This is a genomic window from Mesorhizobium sp. B1-1-7 (assembly GCF_006442705.1).
In the GTDB taxonomy this organism is placed as follows: Bacteria; Pseudomonadota; Alphaproteobacteria; order Rhizobiales; family Rhizobiaceae; genus Mesorhizobium; species Mesorhizobium opportunistum.
This window is the reverse complement of the sequence record NZ_VFWQ01000009.1, coordinates 290,612-308,294: the sequence shown is the minus strand read 5'-3', so window position 1 is coordinate 308,294 and position 17,683 is coordinate 290,612. Positions and strand designations below refer to the sequence as shown.

Annotated in this window: 25 protein-coding genes and 1 pseudogene; 19 read left to right on the top strand and 7 right to left on the bottom strand. The window is 63.1% G+C overall.

What is annotated here, in order from left to right; translation table 11 throughout:
* The first annotated feature begins 199 nt into the window (after positions 1-199).
* Positions 200-1,018, top strand: coding sequence for a hypothetical protein (locus tag FJ978_RS17885; RefSeq protein WP_140573130.1), 819 nt, complete (start codon positions 200-202; stop codon positions 1,016-1,018).
* Positions 1,019-1,098: 80 nt separating this feature from the next.
* Here the strand turns inward: FJ978_RS17885 and FJ978_RS17880 are convergent, their stop codons facing one another.
* Together FJ978_RS17880 and FJ978_RS33240 are read right to left on the bottom strand one after the other, a co-directional pair.
* Positions 1,099-1,827 (bottom strand): hypothetical protein, encoded by a 729-nt coding sequence (locus FJ978_RS17880; RefSeq protein ID WP_140573129.1) that lies wholly within the window; start codon positions 1,825-1,827, stop codon positions 1,099-1,101.
* Positions 1,828-1,991: 164 nt separating this feature from the next.
* The gene (locus FJ978_RS33240) at positions 1,992-2,201 is read right to left on the bottom strand and encodes a DUF6471 domain-containing protein (RefSeq protein ID WP_246678159.1); all 210 of its coding nucleotides are present in this window, start codon (positions 2,199-2,201) and stop codon (positions 1,992-1,994) included.
* On the opposite strand from FJ978_RS33240, the pseudogene FJ978_RS32835 reads away from it, so the two are divergent.
* A pseudogene (locus FJ978_RS32835) lies at positions 2,161-2,328 on the top strand (IS1595 family transposase); the annotation flags it as partial. The gene FJ978_RS33240 and the pseudogene FJ978_RS32835 overlap by 41 nt on opposite strands.
* 154 nt (positions 2,329-2,482) lie before the next feature.
* Here FJ978_RS32835 and FJ978_RS17870 read toward each other — a convergent pair.
* Positions 2,483-2,656 (bottom strand): YdcH family protein, encoded by a 174-nt coding sequence (locus FJ978_RS17870; RefSeq protein WP_013892599.1) that lies wholly within the window; start codon positions 2,654-2,656, stop codon positions 2,483-2,485.
* Positions 2,657-2,895: 239 nt separating this feature from the next.
* On the opposite strand from FJ978_RS17870, the gene FJ978_RS17865 reads away from it, so the two are divergent.
* Positions 2,896-3,099 (top strand): YdcH family protein, encoded by a 204-nt coding sequence (locus FJ978_RS17865; protein ID WP_013892598.1) that lies wholly within the window; start codon positions 2,896-2,898, stop codon positions 3,097-3,099.
* 35 nt (positions 3,100-3,134) lie between these two features.
* On the opposite strand, the gene FJ978_RS17860 is transcribed toward FJ978_RS17865, so the two are convergent.
* Complete coding sequence (locus FJ978_RS17860) at positions 3,135-3,923, bottom strand: IclR family transcriptional regulator (RefSeq protein WP_140573128.1); 789 nt, start codon at positions 3,921-3,923, stop codon at positions 3,135-3,137.
* Positions 3,924-4,092: 169 nt separating this feature from the next.
* On the opposite strand from FJ978_RS17860, the gene FJ978_RS17855 reads away from it, so the two are divergent.
* The 11 genes from FJ978_RS17855 (at position 4,093) to FJ978_RS17805 (ending at position 12,361) form a co-directional block, all read left to right on the top strand.
* Complete coding sequence (locus FJ978_RS17855) at positions 4,093-4,923, top strand: transporter substrate-binding domain-containing protein (protein WP_181176759.1); 831 nt, start codon at positions 4,093-4,095, stop codon at positions 4,921-4,923.
* Positions 4,924-4,992: 69 nt separating this feature from the next.
* Positions 4,993-5,658, top strand: a complete 666-nt coding sequence (locus FJ978_RS17850; protein WP_013892595.1) for an amino acid ABC transporter permease — start codon at positions 4,993-4,995, stop codon at positions 5,656-5,658.
* A 1-nt stretch (position 5,659) separates the two neighbouring features.
* Positions 5,660-6,310 carry an amino acid ABC transporter permease gene (locus FJ978_RS17845; protein ID WP_140573126.1) on the top strand — a complete coding sequence of 217 codons (651 nt, stop codon included), beginning with the start codon at positions 5,660-5,662 and terminating at the stop codon, positions 6,308-6,310.
* A 4-nt stretch (positions 6,311-6,314) separates the two neighbouring features.
* Complete coding sequence (locus tag FJ978_RS17840; protein ID WP_140573125.1) at positions 6,315-7,109, top strand: amino acid ABC transporter ATP-binding protein; 795 nt, start codon at positions 6,315-6,317, stop codon at positions 7,107-7,109.
* Between the two features lie 67 nt (positions 7,110-7,176).
* On the top strand, positions 7,177-7,641 hold the full coding sequence (locus FJ978_RS17835; RefSeq protein WP_140573124.1) for a RidA family protein: 465 nt from the start codon (positions 7,177-7,179) through the stop codon (positions 7,639-7,641).
* A 25-nt stretch (positions 7,642-7,666) separates the two neighbouring features.
* On the top strand, positions 7,667-8,872 hold the full coding sequence (locus FJ978_RS17830) for an aminotransferase class V-fold PLP-dependent enzyme (RefSeq protein WP_140573123.1): 1,206 nt from the start codon (positions 7,667-7,669) through the stop codon (positions 8,870-8,872).
* 137 nt (positions 8,873-9,009) lie between these two features.
* Complete coding sequence (locus FJ978_RS17825) at positions 9,010-9,213, top strand: hypothetical protein (RefSeq protein WP_140573122.1); 204 nt, start codon at positions 9,010-9,012, stop codon at positions 9,211-9,213.
* Between the two features lie 46 nt (positions 9,214-9,259).
* Positions 9,260-9,799 carry a sigma-70 family RNA polymerase sigma factor gene (locus FJ978_RS17820; RefSeq protein WP_140573121.1) on the top strand — a complete coding sequence of 180 codons (540 nt, stop codon included), beginning with the start codon at positions 9,260-9,262 and terminating at the stop codon, positions 9,797-9,799.
* Positions 9,796-10,704, top strand: coding sequence for an anti-sigma factor (locus FJ978_RS17815; RefSeq protein ID WP_140573120.1), 909 nt, complete (start codon positions 9,796-9,798; stop codon positions 10,702-10,704). The genes FJ978_RS17820 and FJ978_RS17815 overlap by 4 nt, the downstream gene beginning before the upstream one ends.
* Positions 10,705-10,790: 86 nt before the next feature.
* Complete coding sequence (gene purE, locus FJ978_RS17810; RefSeq protein ID WP_013892587.1) at positions 10,791-11,288, top strand: 5-(carboxyamino)imidazole ribonucleotide mutase; 498 nt, start codon at positions 10,791-10,793, stop codon at positions 11,286-11,288.
* Entirely contained in the window at positions 11,285-12,361 is a 1,077-nt protein-coding gene (locus FJ978_RS17805; RefSeq protein ID WP_140573119.1) for a 5-(carboxyamino)imidazole ribonucleotide synthase, read from the top strand. The genes purE and FJ978_RS17805 overlap by 4 nt, the downstream gene beginning before the upstream one ends.
* 70 nt (positions 12,362-12,431) lie before the next feature.
* Here the strand turns inward: FJ978_RS17805 and FJ978_RS17800 are convergent, their stop codons facing one another.
* Positions 12,432-12,851 (bottom strand): lysozyme inhibitor LprI family protein, encoded by a 420-nt coding sequence (locus FJ978_RS17800; RefSeq protein WP_140573118.1) that lies wholly within the window; start codon positions 12,849-12,851, stop codon positions 12,432-12,434.
* A gap of 230 nt (positions 12,852-13,081) precedes the next feature.
* On the opposite strand from FJ978_RS17800, the gene ykgO reads away from it, so the two are divergent.
* The 4 genes from ykgO (at position 13,082) to FJ978_RS17780 (ending at position 15,624) form a co-directional block, all read left to right on the top strand.
* Positions 13,082-13,207 carry a type B 50S ribosomal protein L36 gene (gene ykgO, locus FJ978_RS17795; RefSeq protein WP_006327841.1) on the top strand — a complete coding sequence of 42 codons (126 nt, stop codon included), beginning with the start codon at positions 13,082-13,084 and terminating at the stop codon, positions 13,205-13,207.
* 108 nt (positions 13,208-13,315) lie between these two features.
* Positions 13,316-13,915, top strand: a complete 600-nt coding sequence (locus tag FJ978_RS17790) for a hypothetical protein (RefSeq protein WP_023763687.1) — start codon at positions 13,316-13,318, stop codon at positions 13,913-13,915.
* Positions 13,916-14,039: 124 nt separating this feature from the next.
* A complete protein-coding gene (locus FJ978_RS17785; RefSeq protein WP_140573117.1) occupies positions 14,040-15,107 on the top strand; it encodes an alpha/beta hydrolase in 1,068 nt (355 codons plus the stop codon).
* 52 nt (positions 15,108-15,159) lie between these two features.
* The gene (locus tag FJ978_RS17780; RefSeq protein ID WP_140573116.1) at positions 15,160-15,624 is read left to right on the top strand and encodes a hypothetical protein; all 465 of its coding nucleotides are present in this window, start codon (positions 15,160-15,162) and stop codon (positions 15,622-15,624) included.
* A gap of 9 nt (positions 15,625-15,633) precedes the next feature.
* Here the strand turns inward: FJ978_RS17780 and pyk are convergent, their stop codons facing one another.
* Together pyk and FJ978_RS17770 are read right to left on the bottom strand one after the other, a co-directional pair.
* Complete coding sequence (gene pyk, locus FJ978_RS17775) at positions 15,634-17,067, bottom strand: pyruvate kinase (protein WP_140573115.1); 1,434 nt, start codon at positions 17,065-17,067, stop codon at positions 15,634-15,636.
* Positions 17,064-17,528, bottom strand: coding sequence for a DUF1036 domain-containing protein (locus FJ978_RS17770; RefSeq protein ID WP_174324774.1), 465 nt, complete (start codon positions 17,526-17,528; stop codon positions 17,064-17,066). Before FJ978_RS17770 ends, pyk begins: the two co-directional genes overlap by 4 nt.
* Between FJ978_RS17770 and FJ978_RS32830 the strand changes: the two genes are divergently transcribed.
* On the top strand, positions 17,467-17,655 hold the full coding sequence (locus tag FJ978_RS32830) for a hypothetical protein (protein ID WP_167313525.1): 189 nt from the start codon (positions 17,467-17,469) through the stop codon (positions 17,653-17,655). The two genes, FJ978_RS17770 and FJ978_RS32830, sit on opposite strands and share 62 nt — an antisense overlap.
* Positions 17,656-17,683: the final 28 nt, after the last annotated feature.

Sequence of the window (17,683 nt, the reverse complement as noted above, 5' to 3'; positions counted from 1 at the left end):
CCGGGCATGAGGTGGATGAGCAAAGATGGCTTGTCAATGGCGACAGGTCGCCACTGGCAGCAATTGGTCCCCGCCAGGGACCTGAAACGGTCCACGACCCGGGGTCAAAAAGTGAGACCGGAAGGTATATGCGGCAAACGGCACGGGCGGCGCGAACCGGCTAAACCCACATGCCAGCGGGTGGCCGGCATGATCGGGCGTGGCTTTCCTATTCTCTATCAGCATCATTGTGACGGTCGCATTTGGCCGTGGCCGTGCGGAAGCCTTGTTTGCCCAAAGCGGTGCTTGCATGGCAGAAATTTGTCCAATGCGGGCGGCCGAAGCTATCAGCGTAGTGAATATGCCCGTAGACGTAGAGGCGCAACTCACCGCTCTCTATGGCGGCCAATTCGGCGGGAGTCATCGAGCGAGCGCTGCCCGTGTGGTAGTGAGCCATCCCGTTGGGCGGGATGACGCTTCGCGTGACAGGTTGGTCCTCGATAAAAGGCCCCACGAAGGTAAAGCTATCGGGCAGGGGCCATTTTTCCAAAGCGACCCAACCAATGCCAATGACGTCATGGGCGGGAGTCAGGCCCAAGTTTCTGACGTGAATTTCAATCTCGACAGTCTCGGAAATAGATGGGTGACGGACAAATGTCATTTCTTTCTGGGGGTCGAGAAATACGTAGGGTCGCAACTGCCGTCTGGCAGTATCCTCAGCCCCGACAACCAGTTGCCTGGTAGCTCGCCAAAGAAATATGGTGGAGAAGCCAAGGATGGCCGTGAAGGCAGCTATAACGATAGTGCCGAAGGCGACCCAAAACTTGTCATGAGTTTCGAAAATGCTGATGAACCAACCCGTGCGGGAAATGCTCGGCTTATCGTCGGTTTGGGCTTTCTCTTCATTCCCGCCGCTGCTGTTGTCGTCGGCGGTCTGAGCAGCAGCCGTCTTGTCTTCTGGCTTTGCGTTGGCGTTCTCACTTGCTGGTTTGTCAGCGTTTCCATTGTGTTGATGGATGCTCTGGGGTGGTTGCTGTGACCAAGCAACACCTGCACCAAGCAAAAGGCATATGATCACCGCGACAAGCGACCAGCACGAACGACGCGAACATCTGTTTGTCATGGGGAAGGCATCGTGTCCTCGGAAGGCTCTGCACTGTTGCCATAGTTGTGGTAACGGGCCTTATCTGCGCTAATGAAAGCGCGGCTTTTGTTCGGCCTGCTGTCCACTTTGAGACTACGGTCTCTGCTCGCGGTAGCATACCTGTGGCAGAAGCGTGTGAAGCATCGGCGCCCGTACCCGTTGTCGTATTTGACGATCCCGTAGACGTAGACGTTATGATCGGGCACACTGAGTTCGGACATAGCTATGGTAGGCTTTTCGCTTCCTTGGCGCATTTCCCCGCCAGGTTGGATGACCCGATCCGATTCCGTGGCCACTTTTCGAATATTAAAAATCTCCCTGCGAAAGAACGAGTCAGGCTCTGGACCGGGCGACAACTCCATTGTTACGACGAGTGTCACGTTGCGCGCCGGCAGTCTGCCGACATTTCTCAGCACGACATGCCCCATAACGTCGGGCTCACCGATCAACTGATTGATTCCGTCCGGAACGACGGTGAGATAAGCGCGAAGTTCTTTTCTGGCATTACCCTCGATGAGGCTCATCTGCCTCTCGCCAGCAACTCCCAAGTCGTGGGTGGATTTCCAGAGAGTCCCAGTGAAAGCGGCGATGACAATGGTGGCCAAGGCGGTGATAAGCCCATCGTTATCGTCGATGGTCTCTTTGATCTCGACCAGGTAATACGCCGCGAGGTTATAGGGAGCGCAGTGTTCCTCGCCGCCCATTGTCTGCTTGCATATTATTTCTTGAGACCCGGAGGTCCAGGCAGCGGCTAGGAGCACGACCAAAAATAAAAATGGCACAGCTATTAATCGCGCCAAAGTTGGTTCGTGCATCCCCAAAGCCGCCCCTGAAAGCCTAGATGTTCTCCAGTATTACGCCCTCCCGGCTAGTGGCGGCAAGTACCGCAAGAAAGATGCGCAGACATAGTTGCGCCAGCAAGCTTGTTGGCAATGCTGGCCTTTGTTTCGTTGAAGCCGTGTTCCTTGAGCCGTTCGGCCAGATCATCATACGTTAGATCAGCGTGCTTTAGTTCGACCTTCAGATGACACGCGCCGGTAGTTGGTGGCCATTTCGGCGGGTATGTGAAGCCGGCCAACCGCAAGGAAAACCGGCTCGACCGTCGCCTTTGGGAAAACCAGAACGGCAAGCGTAAGGCCGTTGTCATCATTCATGAGCGCAATGGGAACTCGCTGCCGGCGGTTTTCGGCACAGAAGGCGCGGCTGGATTCAAATCCTGTGCTTTTGCGCCATGATACCGGACCGGAAAGGATATTAGCTGCGGCTCATGGTGGAGCGGTGAAAACCAAAGCTCACACCGGCGGCGCTTGCCGCCGGTAAGGAAAATCGCAAATGGCGAGCGGCTATATCAGGTGAGCGTCAATGCGTGGTCGCCCTCAGTTTTTCAATCTCGTCCTTGAGTGCCAGCTTGCGTCGCTTGAGATTCACGATTTCGAGGTCGTCCACCGACGGGTGGTTCATCGCGTCATCGATCTCGCGTTCGATGTCGCCGTGTTTCCGCTGCAACTCATCAAGATGGGATGCAAGAGACATGATTGGTTCTCCCTTTCATGGTTTCCTCGATTGCAGCCGTCAAAGGCACGTCCACCGCAGGTCGCTTCTGTGACGGCACAATGACACTGTGCCACCTTCCGGCTGGGATGTCGAATGCTGCGTGGTAGCATTCCACGACAATGTGAAATGTGATATGGCCTGCGCGCCGGTGGCAGAAATTGCCGCCCCCGCCCAATCAGGCCCAGTTTTGGGCGCCGCAGACGTGCAGACGGTAGAGAATGTCCGATCAGGAACAGGCCGATATTCGCCTCGAATTTTCCCGGCTGAAGCAGGAACACGCCGATTTCGACGCGGCGATCAACGCGATGATCGCCATGGGTTGCGATCCGCTGCAAATCCAGCGCATGAAGAAGAAGAAACTGGTCCTCAAGGATCGGCTGATGGCGTTGGAAGACAAGATCATTCCCGACATCATCGCTTGAGCCACGGGCACCAAGCGTCCTCCATCATGCTTCGCCTATCCGGCGATCGATAGCCTGGCGGCGCGGTCGCGCAGCAGGCCGATGAGGCTGGCGGTCCGCTCATCGGTGGTATCGATGGGAACCACCAGGCACATCGTCGCCTCGACCTTGCCCGGCGCTGAAAAGACCGGCACGGCAAGGCATTTCGTATAGGCATCGACCAGCCCCGAAGTGACGCAGTAGCCGGTGACCCGCGCCTCGGCGATGTCGGCGACGAAATCGTCGAGCTTGAGCTTGCGCCCGTCGGGCAGCACAAGATCGTCGTCCGACACCATGGCTTCGATCGTGGCCCTATCCAGCCCCGCCAGCAGCAGCCGCCCCGAAGCGGTCCACGGCAGCGGTATCTGCAGTCCGGTGGCCGAACTGATGCGGAACGGCCTGGTACCCGGGCTCGCGTGGACGATGGTGTAGCGGCCACTTTGCAGCATGCACAGTTCCGAGGTCTCGCCGGTCTCGCGCGACAGATTGTCGACCTCCTGGCGCCCGCGCCGCATCAGGTCGTTACCGCGCACATAATCCATCCCGTAGAGGTAGAGCTTCTTGCCGAAATAGACGCGGTTGCCGTCGCCTTCCATTTCCAGCAGGCCGGCGTCGACCAGCGATCGCACCAGCGTGTAGGTCGTCGAGCGCGGTGCGTTCACGCCCTTGGCAAGGTCGCCGATGCCGATGGCGCGCTGCGTCGTATGAAGAAACTCCAGGATTTCGAGCACCCGGTTGAGACCCTTTTCCCGGGAGCCGGAAATCTTCTCGCCGGCTGAAACAGCCAGGGCATTGCCATCTTGCATTGTCGGTTCCTGATGTTAGTATCTGTCTTGTACAGGATACATACGTCTCTTGTAAGAGACAATCGTTGTGAAAACAATGACGTGTCTTGCCTGTGCATAGGGGAACACAACACGAAAGGAGGTCGCCGTGAACGACACATCCGGAAGACGTGATTTTCTGAAATTGGGAATGGCGGGACTGGCGACGGCCGGCGTTTTGGCAACCGTCGATGCCCAGAAGGCCGCCGCCCAGGCAGCGTCCGACAGCTTGCTGCGCACCGTGCTCGATCGCGGCAAGCTCATCGTCGGCACCGGCAGCACCAACGCGCCCTGGCATTTCGAGAACGATGCCGGCGAGCTGGTCGGCATGGACATCACCATGGGGCGCATTCTGGCCAAGGGCCTTTTCGACGATCCGACCAAGGTCGAGTTCGTCATGCAGGATCCGGCGCAGCGCATTCCCAATGTCACCACCAACAAGGTCGACATCACCATCCAGTTCATGACGATGACGGCGCAGCGCTCGCAGCTGATCAACTTCACCAGGCCGTATTACGTCGAAGGCGTCGCCTTGCTGACGCTTCCCAACGCCGAGAACAAGACCTTCGACAAATTGCTTGCCGGCGGTTCGGCGACGCGCATCTCGATCCTGCAGAACGTCGATGCGGAAACCTCGGTCCATTATGCCTTGCCACAGGCGCAGGTGATGCAGATCGACACCCAGGCCAACGTGCTGCAAGCCTTGGAATCCAAGCGTGTCGATGCGGCCGCGGTCGATCTCTCCACCGTGCGCTGGCTCGCCTCGCGCAATCCCGACAAATATTTCGATGCCGGCAAAAGCTGGTACTCGATGCTCTATGGCGCGGCCCTGCGGCAAGGCGATCTCGACTGGCTGACCTTCGTCGACCAGACCTTCACCATCGCCATGTTCGGCCATGAAACAGCGCTCTACGACGCTGCCTTCAAGGACTATTTCGGCCAGGAGCCGCCGGCGCGCCACCCCGGCTTCCCGGTCATCTGACCCAGCAGGCGGAGGGGCGGCATTCGCCCTTCCGCTCTCTTCCGACGCCCTTCACACCGAGGCGGACGCATGGGCTATGCCCTCAATTTCAACCTGATCTGGCGGCATTTCGACAAGCTGTGGGGCGGACTGCTGCTCAGCCTCGAGCTTGCCGTGATCTCGATCGCCATCGGCGTCGTCATCGGGCTGGTGCTCGCGGTCTGGTATGTCTCGGCCGGACGCGTGGTGCGGGCAGTGATCGCCGCCTATGTCGAATTCATCCGCAACGTGCCACTGATCCTGCTGGTCTATCTCGTCTTCTACGGCTTGCCGACCGTGGTCGACCTCGCCTACAGCGCGCCGACATCGTTCGTCCTGACGCTGTCGGTCTATAGCGGCGCCTATCTGGTCGAGGTGTTTCGCTCGGGCCTCGAAGCCGTCCCGCGCGGCCAGCTCGATGCCGGCAAGGCGATCGGGCTGACACCGTGGCAGAGGCTGCTGCATGTGCGCCTGCCGACCATGCTGCGCATCACGCTGCCGGCGCTGTCCAACACCTTCATATCGCTGTTCAAGGACACCTCGATCGCCTCGGTCATCTCGGTGCCGGAGCTCACCTACGGCGCCCAGTGGATCAACTTCAACACCTTCCGCATCGTCGAGGTCTATCTGGTCACCACGGCCATGTATCTGGTCACCGGCTATGCCCTGCTTTTCGCGCTCAGGCTCGTCGAGCGCCGGTTCAGGGCGGCGCGCTGACATGCTTGGCCAGATTTTCTACGCCTTGCCGTTCCTCGCCGAAGGCTTCGCCGTGACCTTGTGGGTGTCGCTGCTGGTCGTCGTCCTGTCGCTCATCGCCGGTATCCTGCTGGGGGTCGGCCTGGTCTATGGCCCCACTCCGTTGCGCTGGGCGGTGCGCATCTTCTCGGACACCATCCGCGGCATCCCGATCCTGGTGCTGATGTTCTTCGTCTATTACGGCCTGCCGGCGATCGGGCTTCATCTGCCATCGTTCTGGGCCGCCGTGTTCGCGCTCACCTTGTTCAAGACGGCGCAAGTGGTGGAATATGTGCGCGGCGCCGTCGGCTCCATCCCCCAGGGCCAGTCCGAAGCGGCGATGGCGATCGGGCTGACCTTCCGCCAGCGACTGGCCTATGTGATCTTCCCGCAGGCCTTCCGGCGCTTCCTGCCGCCGTGGATCAACGGCGTCACCGATGCGGTCAAGGGCAGCGCGCTGGTGTCGCTGCTCGGCATCACCGATCTGATGCAGGCCATCAACCAGGTCATCGGCCGCACCTATGAGGCGATGCCGCTCTATATACTGGGCGCGCTCATCTACTTCGCGGTCAACTACGCGCTCTCGCTCGCCAGCCGGCGGCTCGAGCGGCGCTTCTCCTTCATCCGGGAATAGCACGATGTCCGAAGCCTCAACCGCCAGTCCCGCACTGCTCGACGTACGCAATGTCTCCAAGGCCTTCGGTGCCGTCGAGGTGTTGCGTTCCGTCAGCCTTGAGGTCAAGCGTGGCGAGGTGGTCACCGTCATCGGCCCCTCCGGCAGCGGCAAGACCACGCTGCTGCGCTGCGTCAACTTCCTGGAGAGCTACGACAGCGGCTCGATCCGCATCGATGGCAAGGAGGTCGGCTACCGCGAGGCCGCAACGCGCCAGCGCCGCAGCGAGCGCGACCTGGCCTCGATGCGCGCCGAAACCGGCATGGTGTTCCAGAGCTTCAACCTGTTTCCGCATTTGACGGCGGCCGGCAACATCATGCTCGGGCTCACCAAGGTGCGGGGAAAGAGCGAGGCCGAGGCGCGCCAGGCGGCCGAACACTGGCTCGGCCGCGTTGGTTTGGCCCACAAGGCCGACAGCCTGCCGGCTGAACTCTCCGGCGGCCAGCAGCAGCGCGTCGGCATCGCGCGCGCCGTGGCCATGGAGCCCAAAATCCTGCTGCTTGACGAGATCACCTCGGCGCTCGACCCCGAACTGGTCGGCGAGGTGCTGGCCGTGGTGCGCAGCCTCGCCGAGGATGGCATGACCATGCTGATGGTGACGCATGAAATGGCCTTCGCCCGCGACGCATCGAGCCGCATCGTCTTCATGGCCGATGGTGGCGTCAGCGCTGTTGGTCCGCCCAAGGAAATCCTCGCGGCGGAGAACAGCAACGAGCGCCTCCGCACCTTCCTGGCGCGCTTCCGCGCCTCGCATTTCTGACATTGGACGGCCGACGCCGTTCATTTTTGACATCGGATGGCTGAGCCATCCAAGGGAGCCTCCTTCCATGACGCCTTACATCCGGCTCGCCGAACTCGGCCTCAAGCTGCCCGAGCCGCCGACACCCATCGCCAACTTCGTCACCCATGCCGAAAGCGGCCGGCTGATCTTCCTCTCCGGCCAGGGACCGCTGCGCGCCGACGGCACGCTTTGCACCGGCAAGGTCGGCGAGGACGTGACGATCGAGCAGGCTTATGAGCATGCACGTCTGACCGGGCTCAACCTGCTCGCCGTCATGCATGCCGCCGCCGGCGATCTCGGCCGCATCGTGCGCGTCGTCAAGCTGCTCGGCTTCGTCAACGCGACGCCGACCTTCAGCGACCATCCGAAGGTGGTCAACGGCTGCTCGGACCTGTTCGCCGATGTCTTTGACAAGATCGGCGGCCACGCGCGCTCGGCGATCGGCGTCGGCTCGCTGCCTGGAAACATCACTGTCGAAATCGAGGCGGTCGTCGAGATCGCCGCCGCCTGATTTGTCATTCACGGGACCTGCTGACATGAAAACCTATTCCGACACCGGCTCCAACACCACCATCCGCGAACGGCTGGGCTTGCGGCCGATCATCAATGTCTCCGGCACAATGACCGCGCTGGGCGCCTCGATCATCGTTCCCGAAGCGATCAGCGCCATGGCCGAAATGGCCTCGCAATGGGTGGAGATGGACGATCTGCAGCGTGCCGCGAGCACGGTCGTCGCACGCCTCACCGGCGGCGAGGCCGGCTTCATCACCGCCTGCTGCGCCAGCGGCATCACCATGGCGATCGCCGGCGCCATGACGGGCACCAGCCTGCTCGCCATCGAACGCCTGCCTGACGACACCGGCGACCTCAAGTCGGAGGTCGTCATCCAGCTTGGCCACATCGTCAATTACGGCGCACCGATCGACCAGTCGGTCCGCGTCGCCGGCGCCAAAGTGATCCCTGCCGGCACGGTCAGCGTCACGCAGGACTATCACGTGCGCGAAGCGATCAACGAGCGCACCGCCGCCGGCCTCTATGTCGTCGCCCACCACACGGTGCAGTACGGCATGCTGTCGCTGGAGGAATTCTGCGAGATCTGCCACGCCAGGGGGGTGCCGGTGATTGTCGATGCCGCTTCCGAATATGATCTGCGCGGCTTCCTCGCGCGCGGCGCCGACGTCGTCATCTACAGCGGCCACAAATTCCTCTCAGGCCCGACCAGCGGCATCGTCACCGGACGCAAGGACCTGGTACGATCCGCCTATCTGCAGAACCGAGGCGTCGCGCGCGCCATGAAGGTCGGCAAGGAGAGCATCGCCGGCACCATGGCGGCGCTGGAAGCCTGGGAAAAGCGCGACCACGCCGGCATCCGCCGCCGCGAGGAGGCTGCGCTCAATCTTTGGAAAGACGCTTTGCAGGGACTGCCGGGCATCCTTGCCAACATCATCCCCGATCCGACCGCCAATCCGCTCGACCGGCTGCAGATCTTCGTCTCAGCCGAAAGCCGGTTCAGTGCCGCCGGCCTCGCCTCGGCGCTCGCGGCAGGCTCGCCGCCGATCATCGTGCGCAATCACGAGGTCGAGCGCGGCCATTTCTTCCTCGACCCCTGCAACCTCCATCCCGGCGAGGCGGAGATCGTCGCCGAACGCCTGCGGGCCATATTGACCGCGAAGGATCGTCCCGCCGATGCGATGAAAGCCGCCCGCAAGGATTCGTCCGGCGTCTTGCGCTGGCCGGATTGAACGCGGAACCAGCATCGACCGGCTAAATCAGGCTGATCACGCGACTGTGAACAGCCTGATTTGCGCGCTGCGGGAATAAACCGGCGCCACAGCAAGTCTCCTTGTCATACGCCACTGCTGGCGTTGAGGAGATCGGCATGCCCTATCATCGCGAGCCCGGCGAACACGGCTGCGGCGTCAGCCGTCGCCATGTGTTGGAGCGCATGATGGTCACCGATCTCTCCCCCGTGACGCTTGACACCGGTGACGCAGATGAATTCACTTCCAGCAAGGCAGGCGCCCTTGCCTATTCCCAGGGGTTTTACCCCTGCGAGCAAGGCAAACTCGCTGTCGCGTCCTGAGGCGGCACGCCCGGTCTTGTCCGGAGTATCGGATCATGGTGCTGCTTTGAGCGAGAGGGCGCTGGCGGAACGCTTCAACGAGGTGGTGCTGCCGCATCTCGGCGACGCGCTGGCACTTGCCCGCTGGCTGACCGGCAACGCCGCCGATGCCGAGGACGTCGTGCAGGACGCTTGCATCAAGGCGCATGTCGGGATCGCAGGCTATGCCGGCGGCAATTCGCGCGCCTGGCTGCTGACCATCGTGCGCAACACCTCCTATACCTGGATGGCGCGCAACCGGCCGCGCGGCATGATGGCCGTCGGCGATCTCGGCGATCTCGACGACATGGCCGCCGCGCACGGCACCAGCCTGCCGGACGAGGATGGCCCGGAAGCGAGCCTGATCGCCAGGGCCGATACAGCGGCACTCGAGGCGGCGATCGCCGCACTGCCGCAGCCGTTTCGCGAAACGCTGGTGCTGCGCGACATCAATGGCCTCAGCTATCGCGAGATAGCGGCCATGCTCGACGTGCCGATCGGTACGGTGATGTCCAGGCTGGCCCGCGCACGCGGCCTGCTGGCGTCTGAACTGGGGAGAGCGTCATGACACACGACGACGGACTGCCCAATGATCCCGAAGGTATCAGACTGATGATCCATGCCCTTGCCGATGGCGAACTCGATGCGGCCGCCGCACTTGCCGTGGAGCGGCGCATCGCCGCCGATCCGCGGCTTGCCGCCGAGCATGCCCGCATCGTGGCCTTGCGGGGAGCGGTGAGCCGCTTGCCGCGCCCCGATGTCAGCGATGCCTTTCGGGCCCGCATCGCGGCGATCGGCATGGCCGGCACCGAACAGCAGGAGCAGGCCGAGGCGACGGAGCCGCAGCGGGGCGTGCCGTCGGCGCTGCCGGGATTGATTGCGGGCGCCGGCGGCGGCCAGCGCCGGGAACCCGGGACACGGCCTTCCCAGGCGCGGCCATCGCCAAGGGCGCGCCGTTTCGGCTCGTTCGACTGGCGCGCCATGGCCGCGTCGATCATGGTCAGCGCGGTGCTGGCCAGCGGGGCGACGCAATGGGCGATGTTCAGCGGCGCGGAAGATGGCTTTGCCGCCGCAGTCGCCAGCGGTCATCGCCGCAGCCTGCTTGCCGCGAGACCGATCGACATCGTCTCGTCCGACCGCCATACGGTCAAGCCCTGGCTCGATGCCCGGATCGGCGTCTCGCCGCCGGCCCCGGACCTTGCCCAGGACGGCTTCGCGCTGATCGGCGGCCGGGTCGAGGTGATATCGGGCCGGCCGGTGCCGGCACTGGTCTACCGGCACCGCGAGCACCTGATCACGCTGGTCGCCGAGCCGCAGCAAGGCGGCAAGACCACCCAGCCGGACGACCTTTCGTCGGGCGGCTTCTCGATGGTCCACTGGAGCGACGGCGCCTTCTCCTACTGGGCGATCTCCGACATGGAGCGGCCCGAGCTCGACGACTTCGTCGCCCGCTTCCGCAAGGCTGCGGTGTGAGCCAATACGCGGCCACTTCGGCCACGTATCCTTGCCGTGGCGCGCGAATTCCGCTAAGGCGCGCCTTTGTCGCCGGGAGCATTAGCTTGAACGATCAACGCGCCGACGTCGCCATCATCATGGGCAGCCAGTCCGACTGGGCGACCATGCGCCAGGCCGCCGAAACGCTGGACGCGCTGGGCGTTCCGCACACGCGGCTGATCATCTCCGCGCATCGCACGCCCGACCGGCTCTACGAATTCGCCAAGGGCGCCAAGGCTGCCGGCTACAAGGTGATCATCGCCGGCGCCGGTGGGGCCGCTCATCTGCCGGGCATGACGGCGGCGATGACGCCGCTGCCGGTGTTCGGCGTACCGGTGGAATCGAAGGCGCTGTCGGGACAGGATTCGCTGCTTTCCATCGTCCAGATGCCCGCCGGCATTCCGGTGGGGACGCTGGCCATCGGCAAGGCTGGTGCGGCCAACGCCGCCCTGCTGGCCGCTGCCGTGCTGGCGCTGAACGACGACAAGCTCGCCCAGCGGCTCGATGCCTGGCGCGCCTCGCAGACCGCCAAGGTCGCGACCGAGCCGACGGACACGCCGTGAGCCTGCCTTTAGGATCCACCATCGGCATCATTGGCGGCGGCCAGCTCGGCCGCATGCTGGCGATGTCAGCCGCCCGCCTCGGCTACCGCACCGTGGTGCTGGAGCCGCAAGCGGATTGTCCGGCCGCGCAAGTCGCCAACCGGCAGATAATGGCCGCCTATGACGACCCGGCGGCCCTTGCCGAACTGGCAGCGGCAAGTGCCGTCGTCACCTACGAGTTCGAGAACGTTCCGGTTGCCGCCGCAGGCGCTCTTGCCGCCAAAGTGCCGGTCTACCCGCCGCCACGCGCACTCGAAGTGGCGCAGGATCGGGTGGGCGAGAAGACGTTCCTTAACGACATCGGCATTGCCACGGCTGATTTCCGCCCCGTCGACACTGACGACGAACTGACGGCGGCGCTGAAGGCATTCGGCGGCAGCGGCATCCTGAAGACGCGGCGCATGGGCTATGACGGCAAGGGCCAACGCGTCTTCCGCAACATGGAAACCGGCGGTTTTGCCGGCACCTGCGAGGCGATGGGCAATGTCCCGCTGATTCTGGAAAGCTTCGTGCCGTTCGAGCGCGAGATATCCGTGATCGCGGCGCGTGGACTGGACGGAACCGTGGCTGCCTACGACCCGGCCGAGAATGTCCACCGCGACGGCATCCTCCACACCTCGACCTTGCCGGCCGCGATCAGGCCTGAAACTGCGCAGGCGGCGCGAGCGGCGGCGGCAAAAATCCTGTCGGCGCTCGACTATGTCGGCGTCATCGGCGTCGAGTTCTTCGTGCTGGCCGACGGCTCGCTGCTGGCCAACGAGATCGCCCCCCGCGTCCACAATTCCGGCCATTGGACGGAGGCCGCCTGCACCGTCTCGCAGTTCGAGCAGCACATCCGCGCCGTCGCCGGCCTGCCGCTGGGGGACCCGAGACGTCATTCCGATTGCGTGATGGAGAACCTGATCGGCGATGACGTGCTGCGTGTCCCCGAACTGCTCGCCGAGCCCGATCTGATGCTGCATCTCTATGGCAAGGCCGAGGCGCGCCCAGGCCGCAAGATGGGCCATTTCACCCGCATCAGCCGCCTGGCTTAATGCATGTCGCCCAAAAGTGACCTCGGTTTTGGGAGAACGACATGCGTAAAAACAAGTCCCCGGACACGAGCTATTGCACCTCGTCGCTGTCCTCGTCGGGGCTGGCGCAACTGACATCGCCTTCCTCGCAATTGGCCGCGGCGGCGAGTTGCCTAGTGCGATCATCGGTCAGCCTGGTGAGGCATTGCGAAACCGCCATCGCGTGAATGGAACCGCCTGCGCTGGCGGCTGTGGAGTGCGCGCACTCGGCGTCGCGGAAGGCGATCCAGGCACGCTGTGCCGCCTGCAGCAATCTCTTGCCGTCGGCATCGTCCGAGCTGATCAGGTCCTGGTAGGCCGCATTGAGCCTGGCGTCGGCAGCCTGGTAATCCTCGCCGGCGCAGATGTTCATCATTTGCTGGCTGTCGTCGGAGCGGTCGCATTCCTGCGCCTGGACAATCGAGATCCCCGCCAGCAGGACAAGGCAGGCGGACAGGAAAATTCGGCGCATGGTCATCCCCAAATCACGTCACGGCTGGCGGATCATTCCAGCCAGGCCACGACCATGCAATGCCGCTAGGCCGACATGGCGGATATTTGATGATAAGGCGGAGTGGAGCACGCTTGCGGTTGACACGGACAAGGCTCCTCGTTTATGAGCCACCCACAGTTCAAAGGCGCGTCTTCTGGCGCGCCTTAAAATTTCGACCCGGGACCGGGTCCACACCGACAGGCAAGACCATGAAGATCAAGAATTCGCTCAAGGCGTTGAAGGCGCGTCACCGCGACAACCAGCTGGTTCGCCGCAAAGGCCGCGTCTACATCATCAACAAGACCGCCCCCCGCTACAAGGCGCGCCAGGGCTGAGTTTTCGGCCGGAGGCTTTTTGCCTCCGCCAATTGATGCTTGTCGGCCTGCCGGCCTCTCACGCTAAAATCACTTTGATGTTCCGCCGCCCGGGACTAGGATCGGGCGATGCGGATTCTTTTTGCATTCTTGACAGCTTTGCTCGTTGCCGGCGCCCTGCCGGCGATGGCGGATGACCAGGCGGCTCCGCCGGCAGCCCCGAATGCACCGGCCGCGCCGATGACGAAGCAGGATCGGCTCGACAAGCTGTTCACCGACCTGAAGCGCGAGCGCAACGAAAAGGCGGCCGAACGCATCGCCGGCAACATCTGGAACGAATGGTCCCAGTCGGGCAGCGCCTCGATCGACCTGATGATGCAGTGGTCGCAAAAGGCGATCGAGAACCAGAAGTTCGACGTCGCCCTCGATTTCCTCGATCAGGTGGTGACCTTGCAGCCGAGCTACGCCGAAGGCTGGAACCGGCGCGCCACGGTGCATTTCATGATGAAGAACTACGGCAAGTCGATGTCCGACATCGACCATACGCTGCAGCTCGAGCCGCGCCATTTCGGCGCGCTGTCCGGTCTGGCGCAGATCATGGCGCTGACCGGCCACAAGCAGTCAGCGCTCGAGGCCTGGCAGAAGGTGCTGGTCATCTACCCGATGATGCGCAGCGCCCAGGACCAGGTCGCGACGCTTTCGGAAGAGCTTGCCGGCGAAGGGATTTGAACTGGGGATTAGACAGTAGGGAATAGGCACTAGACGCGCGAGCTTCCCCTACAGCCTAAACCCTACTGCCTATTCCCTATTCCCTGTTCCAGAACTTATCCCCTCCACCCCCGTATCTCCCCGAATGAACCTGATCTCCGCCGCACTCGCCTTCCTGATGGCGCTTGTCTTTGGCTTCGTCGGCGTCACCCGCGTCGGTTCATGGCTGATCGAGCGTCGCAATCCGCCGATCGGTGAATTCGCCGACATCAACGGCGCGCGCATCCACTATGTCCACGTCCCGGCGCCCGCCAATGCGGACCTGCCGCCGATCGTCTTCATCCATGGTGCCAGTGCCAATCTCCGGGATCAGATGCTGCCGCTGCGGCCACCGCTCGAAGGACGCGCCGAAATGCTGTTCTTCGATCGGCCGGGGCACGGCTGGTCGGGGCGCGGCCCCGGCAACAATGAGGATCCGTCGGCTCAGGCAAGAACGCTGGCCGCACTCATGGATCATCTCGGCATCCGCAAGGCGATTATCGTCGGCCATTCCTTCGGCGGAGCCATAACCGCCGCCTTTGGCCGCGAACACGCCGACAAGACGCTCGGCCTAGTCTTCCTCGCGCCCGCGACCCATCCCTGGCCGGGCGGCGCGACTGCCTGGTACTACGACCTGACCACCCTCCCGGTGATCGGCCGGCTGTTCTCCGAAACGCTGGCCTATCCCGCCGGAACGCTGCAGATGGCCGATGCCACCACCTGCGTGTTTTCGCCCAACAAGGTGCCGGACAATTATCCCGGCATTGCCTCGATCCCGCTGGTGCTGCGGCCGGCGGCCTTTCGCGCCAACGCCACCGACGTCGCCGGGCTCTATCGCTATGCGCTCGGCGCGGCACCGCACTACAACGCGATCACGGCGCCGACCGTGATCATCTCCGGCGACCGCGACAAGGTCGTCTATGCGCATATCCATTCCGTCGGCCTGGCGCGCGACATATCGGGCGCTGAGCTGATCTGGGTGCGCAATCTCGGCCACAAGCCCGACTGGATCGCCGCCGATCTCGTGGTTGGCGCCATCGAGAAGTTTGCCGGCAAGACCGTCGATCTGGAGGCTATGGCCAAGGTGGTGGAAGCACGGATTGCAGGCGATACATACGGTGCCGGGAAGTGCGCCGACATCAAGGAACCTGAAGCCGAGCTGGCACCGACCTGATGCGCGTCCCCAGAAAACGGTCATCGCAAGGCGCCATCAGGACCCGAGCGGCATGTACGTCCTGAAGCACGGCATAAAGAGAAACCCCGAAAAGCGATGGGCGCTGCCGGATCGCATCTTCTTCGGTCATGGCGCATGCGCCATTCTCGCCGGCACCTTCCTCAAGCATCCCCCTCTGGGGGGATTTTACGCAGAGCGGATCATTCCAGGCGAAGGTTTTTCGGGAAACCATATCTATGTGACGAACGGCATCGTCGCTTTCGACTACCACGGCTACTCCAGCCGTGAGCGGCTCCTGGTACACCACAGCAAAGGATGGGCCTCGCACAGTGCGGGATGGCATTGCACGATCGAGAAGGTCGATTTCGATCTGCTCGATACGGCCGAACTCAACCGGCGAAAGATACTGGGCCCGGATCAGTACCTGCACGACCCTATTCCTCGCGCATACCGGTTTCTTCAGCGCAGAGATCACGCTGAAGCCGCGGCACGAGCACTCAGAATTGCGACAGGCTGAAGCCCCGCTTTACCGGCCGGCAGTTTCCGATCCGACATAGGCGATGCGCAGCATGTTGGTCGATCCGGGCGTCCTCAGCGGCACGCCGGCCGTGATGATGACGCGGTCGCCAGGCTTGCCGAATTCCTCTTCGAGCGCGATGCGGCAGGCACGGTTGACCATGTCGTCGAGGTCGGTGGCATCGGGCGAGACGACGCAATGCGTGCCCCACAACAGCGACAGCCGCCTGGCCGTGTTGAGAATCGGCGACAACGCGATGATCGGTACCTGCGGCCGTTCGCGCGCAGCGCGCAGGCCAGTGGTGCCAGATGCGGTGTAGGTGATGATCGCCGACAGCTTCAGCGTTTCGGCGATTTCGCGCGCGGCCAGCGAAATGGCGTCGGCACCGGTCGCTTCGGGCTCGGAGCGCTGCGCGTTGATGATGCCGGCATAGGTCGGATCGGTTTCGACCTTGGCGGCGATGCGGTTCATCATTGCCACCGCTTCGACGGGATAGGCACCCGCCGCCGATTCGGCCGACAGCATGATGGCGTCGGCGCCTTCGAACACGGCGATCGAGACGTCGGACACCTCGGCGCGGGTCGGCACGGGCGCGGTGATCATCGATTCCAGCATCTGCGTGGCCACCACCACCGGCTTGCCGGCGCGGCGCGCGGCGCGCGTGATCTGCTTCTGGATGCCAGGCACGGCCTCGAGTGGCATCTCGACGCCGAGATCGCCACGGGCGACCATCAGCGCATCGGACAATTCGATGATCTCGGCCAGCCGGGCAACGGCTTGCGGCTTTTCGATCTTGGCCATGATCAGCGCCCGGCCGCGTGCGATCTTGCGCGCCTCGGCCAGATCCTCGGGCCGCTGCACGAAGGACAGCGCGACCCAGTCGACGCCCGTGGCGAGCACCGCGTCGAGATCCCTGCGGTCCTTTTCGGTCAGCGCGCCGACCGGTAGGTCTGTGTCAGGCAGGCTGACGCCCTTCTTGTCGGAAATCGTGGTGCCGGCAACGACGGTGCAGACGATCGACTTGCCATTGCTCTTCACCGCCTTCAGTTCGAGCTTGCCGTCGTCGATCAGCAGGCGGTGGCCGGCCTCGACCGAACTCAGGATTTCCGGATGCGGCAGATAGACCCTGGCCGACGTGCCCGGCTCGGGATTGTCGTCGAGCGTGAAGGTCTGGCCTAGCGTCAGCACTTCCTTGCCATTGGCGAACTTGCCAACGCGCAGCTTCGGACCTTGCAGGTCGGCGAGGATGCCGATCGGCCGCCCGACCTGTTCCTCGACGGCCCGGATGCGGCCGACCAGCGTGCGCATCAGTTCGTGATCGGTATGGCTCATGTTGATACGGAAGACATCCGCACCGGCTTCGAACAGCTTCTTCAGCATCTCCTCGGAGGAGGAGGCCGGACCGATGGTGGCTAGGATCTTGACCTTGCGGCTGCGTCTCATTGACTATTTGTTCCCGGGGCGGCTGGAGCGCCTCCCGTTGCGGGCTCATCGGTCAGCTGGACCATCCAGCTTGCCTGTTCGCCCGTGTCATATTCCTGGAATCCGGCGCGTTGGAAGCCCCGGGCGACGCAGTCGTTTACGCCGGCGATCTTGAACTCTTTTTCAGCCACGCACATGTTGATCGGGCCGTCCCAGCGTCCGCCGCGCTCTGCGTCTTCTGCATAAAGATAGTAAAACCTTGATGACAGCGGCCCTTCGATCAACGTCTTGCAGCTCGATCCTTCGATGTGCCACCAGCCTTCGGTGATCCAGCCGGCCTTGGCGCGATAGCCGATGCCGACGCCGACCAGGTTCTGCGTGGCGTTGCAGACACGGAAATCGGCGCGCGCCGGCGAGGCCATGACCATTGCCGACATGCCGACGGTCAGGGTCAGGAGCGGCATGGCAAAGGCAGAGCGCATGCGCTGCCTGCCGGCGGAACCCATTCCAAAACCCCTCAAGAACCACATCAGCATCTCTCTGCGCCCCTTTTCGGAAAAGTCCGGGCGCATGTCAACGCACCGTTTTGTTCAATTCCAATCGATTTAGAAAGGCTCCGGCGCACAATTCGCCGACT

What these genes read in the sequence shown, in the direction of transcription:
- FJ978_RS17825 (WP_140573122.1), top strand. Translation starts at nt 9,010, where the DNA reads ATGCCCTATCATCGCGAGCCCGGCGAACACGGCTGCGGCGTCAGCCGT.
- FJ978_RS17870 (WP_013892599.1), bottom strand. Translation starts at nt 2,656, where the DNA reads ATGTCTCTTGCATCCCATCTTGATGAGTTGCAGCGGAAACACGGCGAC.
- FJ978_RS17830 (WP_140573123.1), top strand. Translation starts at nt 7,667, where the DNA reads ATGAAAACCTATTCCGACACCGGCTCCAACACCACCATCCGCGAACGG.
- FJ978_RS17790 (WP_023763687.1), top strand. Translation starts at nt 13,316, where the DNA reads ATGCGGATTCTTTTTGCATTCTTGACAGCTTTGCTCGTTGCCGGCGCC.
- FJ978_RS17780 (WP_140573116.1), top strand. Translation starts at nt 15,160, where the DNA reads ATGTACGTCCTGAAGCACGGCATAAAGAGAAACCCCGAAAAGCGATGG.
- FJ978_RS17865 (WP_013892598.1), top strand. Translation starts at nt 2,896, where the DNA reads ATGTCCGATCAGGAACAGGCCGATATTCGCCTCGAATTTTCCCGGCTG.
- FJ978_RS17845 (WP_140573126.1), top strand. Translation starts at nt 5,660, where the DNA reads ATGCTTGGCCAGATTTTCTACGCCTTGCCGTTCCTCGCCGAAGGCTTC.
- FJ978_RS17835 (WP_140573124.1), top strand. Translation starts at nt 7,177, where the DNA reads ATGACGCCTTACATCCGGCTCGCCGAACTCGGCCTCAAGCTGCCCGAG.
- pyk (WP_140573115.1), bottom strand. Translation starts at nt 17,067, where the DNA reads ATGAGACGCAGCCGCAAGGTCAAGATCCTAGCCACCATCGGTCCGGCC.
- FJ978_RS17860 (WP_140573128.1), bottom strand. Translation starts at nt 3,923, where the DNA reads ATGCAAGATGGCAATGCCCTGGCTGTTTCAGCCGGCGAGAAGATTTCC.
- FJ978_RS17770 (WP_174324774.1), bottom strand. Translation starts at nt 17,528, where the DNA reads ATGCGCTCTGCCTTTGCCATGCCGCTCCTGACCCTGACCGTCGGCATG.
- FJ978_RS17840 (WP_140573125.1), top strand. Translation starts at nt 6,315, where the DNA reads ATGTCCGAAGCCTCAACCGCCAGTCCCGCACTGCTCGACGTACGCAAT.
- FJ978_RS17850 (WP_013892595.1), top strand. Translation starts at nt 4,993, where the DNA reads ATGGGCTATGCCCTCAATTTCAACCTGATCTGGCGGCATTTCGACAAG.
- FJ978_RS17855 (WP_181176759.1), top strand. Translation starts at nt 4,093, where the DNA reads ATGGCGGGACTGGCGACGGCCGGCGTTTTGGCAACCGTCGATGCCCAG.
- FJ978_RS17785 (WP_140573117.1), top strand. Translation starts at nt 14,040, where the DNA reads ATGAACCTGATCTCCGCCGCACTCGCCTTCCTGATGGCGCTTGTCTTT.
- FJ978_RS17880 (WP_140573129.1), bottom strand. Translation starts at nt 1,827, where the DNA reads ATGGGCGGCGAGGAACACTGCGCTCCCTATAACCTCGCGGCGTATTAC.
- FJ978_RS32830 (WP_167313525.1), top strand. Translation starts at nt 17,467, where the DNA reads ATGACCATTGCCGACATGCCGACGGTCAGGGTCAGGAGCGGCATGGCA.
- ykgO (WP_006327841.1), top strand. Translation starts at nt 13,082, where the DNA reads ATGAAGATCAAGAATTCGCTCAAGGCGTTGAAGGCGCGTCACCGCGAC.
- FJ978_RS17800 (WP_140573118.1), bottom strand. Translation starts at nt 12,851, where the DNA reads ATGCGCCGAATTTTCCTGTCCGCCTGCCTTGTCCTGCTGGCGGGGATC.
- FJ978_RS17815 (WP_140573120.1), top strand. Translation starts at nt 9,796, where the DNA reads ATGACACACGACGACGGACTGCCCAATGATCCCGAAGGTATCAGACTG.